Annotated in this window: 6 protein-coding genes; 1 reads left to right on the top strand and 5 read right to left on the bottom strand. The window is 71.9% G+C overall.

What is annotated here, in order from left to right; translation table 11 throughout:
- The first annotated feature begins 246 nt into the window (after positions 1-246).
- The gene (locus tag ABD844_RS41335; RefSeq protein WP_344891215.1) at positions 247-1,275 is read left to right on the top strand and encodes an AI-2E family transporter; all 1,029 of its coding nucleotides are present in this window, start codon (positions 247-249) and stop codon (positions 1,273-1,275) included.
- Here the strand turns inward: ABD844_RS41335 and ABD844_RS41330 are convergent.
- From ABD844_RS41330 to ABD844_RS41310, 5 genes are all read right to left on the bottom strand, one after another.
- Positions 1,255-2,001 (bottom strand): DUF6597 domain-containing transcriptional factor, encoded by a 747-nt coding sequence (locus ABD844_RS41330; RefSeq protein WP_344891212.1) that lies wholly within the window; start codon positions 1,999-2,001, stop codon positions 1,255-1,257. The two genes, ABD844_RS41335 and ABD844_RS41330, sit on opposite strands and share 21 nt — an antisense overlap.
- A 61-nt stretch (positions 2,002-2,062) precedes the next feature.
- Positions 2,063-2,935: a hypothetical protein gene (locus ABD844_RS41325; RefSeq protein WP_344891209.1), complete on the bottom strand. Its 873-nt coding sequence runs from the start codon at positions 2,933-2,935 to the stop codon at positions 2,063-2,065.
- A 96-nt stretch (positions 2,936-3,031) separates the two neighbouring features.
- Positions 3,032-4,228: an ABC transporter permease gene (locus tag ABD844_RS41320; protein WP_344891206.1), complete on the bottom strand. Its 1,197-nt coding sequence runs from the start codon at positions 4,226-4,228 to the stop codon at positions 3,032-3,034.
- A complete protein-coding gene (locus ABD844_RS41315; protein ID WP_344891218.1) occupies positions 4,225-4,911 on the bottom strand; it encodes an ABC transporter ATP-binding protein in 687 nt (228 codons plus the stop codon). The genes ABD844_RS41320 and ABD844_RS41315 overlap by 4 nt, the downstream gene beginning before the upstream one ends.
- On the bottom strand, positions 4,911-5,867 hold a 957-nt coding region (locus ABD844_RS41310), incomplete at its 5' end, for a peptidoglycan-binding protein (protein WP_344891203.1). The genes ABD844_RS41315 and ABD844_RS41310, both read right to left, overlap by 1 nt.

Raw genomic sequence — 5,867 nt, 5'->3', positions numbered from 1 at the left:
CACAACCTGCAGAAATTAAGCCCGCCCCCTTTCGGAGACAACCCCTCTAACTTACCAGCCGAACCGAGCGGACGCGTACGTCTCACCGCGGTCACGGTGGTGTGTCTGGAGATCGCCCCCGAGTGAGACCGGCGATCAACGCCGCCCTCGCGGGACTGCTGAACTCTATGTACGCCTCCCGGAACCGTCAAATCGACGGTTCACCCCTGCCCCAGGGGTAGATACGGAGGCGTGCGAGATCAATCCGTGCCCCGGGCGCTCATCCTCCTGCTGGGCATCGCCGCGGCGATGGTCGTGCTGTTCGGCCTCCGCGAGGTCGCCTCGATCGCCGGCCCCGTCGTGCTGGCGCTCGTGCTCGTCATCGCGGTCTCCCCGGTACGCGGCTGGCTCAACGCCAGGCACGCGCCCACCTGGCTCCAGGTCGCCGTGCCGTTCCTCATCGTCGTGCTCGTGCTGGTGGGCATGGTGGCCATCCTCACCATCTCGGGCACCCAGCTGGCCGCGCTGCTGCCCACGTACAACAGCCAGTTCCAGCGACTGCTCACCGACGCGCAGCACTGGGCCACCACGCACGGGATCAGCAACGCGGCGCTCGAAAAGGGGCTGCAGGCGTTCGACCCGGGACGGGTGCTCGAATTGGTGCAGACGTTGCTCGGCAGCGTGATCGGCATTCTGACGGCGCTGTTTCTCGTCGTCGTGCTGCTGCTGGCGATGTCGCTCGACGCGCCCGTCACCGCGAAAATACTCACCACCACCAACGGGAATCGGCAACTGGTGACGGCGCTGGCCACGTTCGCGCACAAAACCCGGCGCTATTTGATCGTCTCCACAGTTTTCGGGCTGATCAGCGCGGTGCTCGACATGATCGCACTGACGCTGCTGGGGGTGCCGCTGCCGTTGCTGTGGGGCGTGCTGGCACTCATCGCCAATTACATTCCCAATATCGGTTTCGTCATCAGTCTCCTGCCGCCCGCGATGCTGGCCCTGCTGGACGGCGGAGTGAAGACGATGTTGCTCGTCGTCGCCGCGTACATCGTCATCAATGTCGTCACCCAGTCGTTCATCCTGCCCAAATTCCTGGGCGACGCGGTCGGGCTCTCGACGACGATGACGTTCATCTCGCTGATTGTCTGGACGTCCGTGCTGGGGCCGCTGGGCGCGATTCTCGCCATTCCGCTGAGCCTGCTCACGCGGGCCCTGCTGATCGACAGCGATCCGAGTGCGGCGTGGGCGCAGGCGCTGGTTTCGGGGAAGCTACCCGGCACCGGGAGGTGAGACCAGGTGACTCATCTGGACGCCGCTCAGGCGCTTGACGTCGTTGGCCAGGTGGGCCTGGTCGGCGTAGCCGGCCGTGACCGCCACCTCCGCGAGCGGGCGACCGGCGCGGGCCAGCCGCAGCGCGCGCTGGAAGCGGACGATGCGCTGCAGGGTCTTCGGCCCGTAGCCGAACGAGGTCACGCTGCGGCGCAGCAACTGGCGCTCGCTGTAGCCGAGCGCCCAGGCCGCCTCCGCCACGGACCGGCCCTGGCCCAGGGCCGTGGCGATGGCGGATGCGGTGGTGTCGACCCCGTCGGGATCGGCGGCCAGGCGGCGCACGGCCATGGCCTCCAGGGCGCGCAGCCGTGCCTCCGCCTGCGCGGCTCCCCGCCCGTGGTGGATCGCTTCGACGGGAAGGCTCGTGAGCTGCGCGAGCAGAGCGCGCCAGCCGGGCAGCTCGGACAGGGGGACGCGGCGGTCACGCAGCTCGTCGAGTGGCACGCCGAAGAAGGAGCCCACCGCGCCGGGACTGAAGCGCAGGCCGGCCATGGCCTCTCCCGCCCTGATCGACGCGGGCATGGGCCCCGTGTCGGGACCGGCCACGAGCGGGCCGTTCGCGCCCCAGACGAGGTCGACGCACGCGTCGGGCACCACGAGCTGAGTGAACCCGACCTCGCTGGTCCGCAGCCAGCCGCAGGTGATGCGGCCGGCGAGGCCGGGAGCGGGGGGCCGTTCCACGTACATGACTCCACCGTACGTCAGGCCCCCGACAGAACCCTCGGCCGCACGTGGGAGGCCCCGGGGGTCACCCCGGCAGGCGGCCGTACGCGCGCAGCGTCTTGAGGCGTTCCACGGTGACGTGGCCGCCCCACTCGTGTGCGACGACCGGCGTCCACATCTCCCAGTTCCCGCCCCATCCCCCGTCGGCCGACTGCGCGGCGAGCAGCGCGTCGAGGTGGGTGTCCAGCACGTCCTGGGTGAACAGCGGCAGCCGGGCGGGCTCGGGCGCGAAGTCCAGCGGGAAGTGCACGTGTCCTGGCGTGTCCGGGTCGAAGGTGACCGCGCCGAGGAGGGTCTCGCTCAGCCGGGCGAACTCGGCCCGCGCGCGCTCCCGGTCGGGCACGTGGCTCAGGAACGTGACCGCCGCCCGCGCCTGGTACGGGTCGTGCTCCTTCAGCGTGGCGAGCCGCGACCAGCAGAACTCCGTGGCGGCGGCCAGCCAGGGATGGGTGACGCCGTGCTTGTGCAGCAGCCCGGCGATGGGCGCGGTGGGGATGAGGTGGCCCGGCGGGTCGTCGTCCGTCTGCCACCAGGGGGCGCGCAACGTGTCACGGACGGAGGGCAGGACGAACGGCACGCCCCCATCCGGTGTGGTGATGGAGACGAGGTGGTCGCAGGCGGCGGCCACCATCGGCGAGTCGAACGCGTCCAGTTCGTCCAGGATCCAGAACGCCATCTCGACCGGCTCCGGCTGGCTCGCCGAGCCGCGCAGGTCGGGTTCGAGGGCGTTGCCGAAGCCGCCGTCCGAGTTCTGGTAGCAGCGCAGTACGTCGAGCACGCGTTCGCGGGAGCCGCCCCTGAAGAGCGCCTCGAAGCGCAGCCGGTCGATCAGCCGTCCGTGGCGGTGCAGATACCGCTCGGCCCGGTCGAGCACGTCCATGTCAGTGTGTCCCTCCACAGGCGGTCCTTCCCCAGGGCGCATCCGGTTGTGACGGTGAAGTTATCGGCTCGCCCGGAGGGTTCGCTTGCAACAATCGGACACGCTCAGGTCGCCTCAGGGCACGGCCAGGGCCTCGGTCGGCGGCATCCGCGCGGCCCGTACGGCCGGGTAGAAGCCCGCGAGCCCGCCGATGACGAGCGTGGCCAGCACGCCGCCCAGCATGGCCCACACCGGTACGATCGCCGGCCAGCCCTGCAGGCTCCCGTACGCGGCCGTGACGCCGATGCCGAGCAGCACGCCGCCCACCCCGCCGACGGCCGACAGCAGCAGCGACTCGGCGAGGAACTGCAGGCGGATCTGCCCGCGCGTGGCCCCCAGAGAGCGGCGCAGCCCGATCTCCGCGCGGCGCTCCAGGACCGAGATGACCATGGTGTTGGCCACGCCCACGCCACCGACCAGCAGCGCGACGCCGCCGAGCCCGAGCAGGAGGGCGTTGAGCGTGGCGTCGGTGGCCTGCTTGGCGGCCAGGACGTCGGAGGGCCTGGAGACCTCCACCTCGTTGGGCTTCTCCGGGTTGGCGGTGGCGGCCAGCACGTCGCGGACCTCGACGACGAACGCCTCCTGTGCCCGGGTGTAGATGGTGGTGGCGTACCCGTCGAAGCCGAGCCGTTCCTCGGCGACCGGCCACCCGACCAGGGCCGCGGTGTCGAGTTCGGGGGCCAGGTCCGCCGGGGCGAGCACGCCGACGACGGTGAACCACTGCCCGCCCAGCCAGACGCGCTGGTCGGGGCCCGCACGGACGACGCCGAGCCGGTCGGCGGCCTTGGCGCCGAGCACGGTGGCCGGGTAACCGTGGGTGGCCGGGTTCAGCCAGGCGCCGCTGACGACGGTGGCGCCGACGTCCTGGAGCAGGTCGAGGCGGGCGGCGGTGACGGAGATGCTGCCCGTCTCGGCCTCGGGGACGTGGTCGTTGCGGTAGATCCTGGCCTGGGTGGCGCCGGTGGCGGTGACCGCGGTGACGGGGGCGATCTGTCCGATCATGCCCTCGGCCTCGGCGGGCAGGTGCGACGCCGCACCGAACAGGCTCTGCCCCGGCGACACCGTCAGCAGGTTGGTGCCGAGCGCGGCGAGCCGGCGGTTGAGGTCCTCCTGGCTGGAGGCCGAGATGCCGACGACGCCGAGCATGGCGGCGATGCCGATGGCGATCCCCAGGGCGGAGAGGAACACGCGCAGCGGCCGGGCGCGCAGGCCGGACCCGCCGACCCTGAGCACGTCGCGGGGGCGCAGGCGGGCGGGGGTGAGGACCGTCATGAGCGCGTTCCCTCCACGAGCCCCACCCGTGCGTCCGGTACGACGCGGCCGTCGAGCATCTCGACCTGGCGGGGCAGCGAGGCCGCGATGTCGCGGTCGTGGGTGATGACGACCACGGTGGTGCCGCCCGAATTGAGCTCGCGCAGCAGCTCCATCACCCCGGCTCCCGAGTGGGAGTCGAGGTTGCCGGTGGGTTCGTCGGCCAGCAGCAGCCGTGGGTCGCCGACGACGGCTCGGGCGATGGCGACGCGCTGACGTTCGCCGCCGGACAGCTCGTGCGGGCGGTGGCCGAGCCGGTGCCCGAGCCCCACCCGTTCCAGCGCGTCGTACGCGCGCAGCCGCCGCTCGCGCGGTGACGGGCCCGCGTACAGGAGCCCGTCGGCCACGTTGTCCAGCGCGGGCACTCCGGCGGCCAGGTGGAACTGCTGGAAGACGAAGCCGATGACGTTCGCGCGCAGGGCGGAGAGCTGCCGGTCGGTGAGGGAGAGCACGTCGTGCCCGGCGATGCGGACGGTGCCGCCGGAGGGCCGGTCGAGGGTGCCGAGCATGTTGAGCATGGTCGACTTGCCCGAGCCGGACGGGCCGACGATGCCGACCAGCTCGCCGTGGTCGATGCCCAGGGAGACGCCGCTCAGCGCGGCGACGTCGCCGTACCGCTTGGTCACGTCGTGGAGTTCGGCGATCACTTGGGCACCACCACGGTCACGCCCTCCTGGACGCCCTCGACCTCCACCTTGCCGTCGGCGAACAGGCCGGTCTCGACCGCCACGTAGCGGGTGGCCGAGCCCTCCACGACCTGTACGCCGTACCCGCCCTCGGCCAGGGCGAGCAGCGCTCCGACGGGCACGGCCAGGACGTTCTCGCGCCGCTCGGAGACGATGGTGACGTCCACGGGGGCGGCGTCGTACGACTTGTCGAGCCCGCTCACCGACACCCGTACCTCGACCGTGGTGGTGGTGTCGTCGCCGCCGGCGGCCTCGGTGGCGACCGTGCCGACGCCGGTGACCTGGCCCTTGACCGTGGTGCCGTCGGGCAGCTCGACGTCGGCCTTCATGCCCTTCCTGACCAGGTGCTCGTCCGCCACGTCGAGGGCGACGAGCACCTCGCGGGTGGTGCCGGTGGCGGTGAGCACCGGGCCGGTGGCGGGGTCGCCGAGGGCCTTCTTGAGTTCGGCGACGCGGATGCGGCCGTCGGCCACGACGACGTCGCCGGGCCGGACCGTGCCGGTGACGTCGAGGCCGAGGTCCTCCTGCCAGTCCTCGACGGCCTCCCTGGTGGCCCAGGTGAACCGGTCGTCCACGTCGAAGCCGGTGTAGCCGAGCCGGTCCAGGTTGCGTTCGAGGAGTTCGACGTCCTTGCCCTCGGCGCCGTCCTGGAGGGTGCGGTAGAGGGGCATGGTGCCGTACAGGAGGGGGCGGCGGTCGGCGTCCACGCTGTAGACGGCGTGGCCGCGGGTGATGGTGGCGCCCTCGGCCGGGAGCCAGGTGATCGTGCCCTCGGTCCTGCCCGCGACGGTGGACGCGGTGCCGTAGCCGAGGGTGCCGTCCACGGTCTTGGTGGCGGTGAGCGTCGTACGCGTCACGGCGGCGGTGGCGGGCGGGGTGCGGCCGGCGAGGGCCGTGCCCGTGCCGTCACCGCC

Origin of the sequence: Nonomuraea antimicrobica, assembly GCF_039536965.1 — a bacterium.
Classification (GTDB): domain Bacteria; phylum Actinomycetota; class Actinomycetes; order Streptosporangiales; family Streptosporangiaceae; genus Nonomuraea; species Nonomuraea antimicrobica.
This window is presented reverse-complemented; position numbering and strand designations above follow the sequence as displayed.

Coding starts and splice junctions, on each gene's coding strand:
- ABD844_RS41330 (WP_344891212.1), bottom strand. CDS start 2,001: ATGTACGTGGAACGGCCCCCCGCTCCCGGCCTCGCCGGCCGCATCACC.
- ABD844_RS41320 (WP_344891206.1), bottom strand. CDS start 4,228: ATGACGGTCCTCACCCCCGCCCGCCTGCGCCCCCGCGACGTGCTCAGG.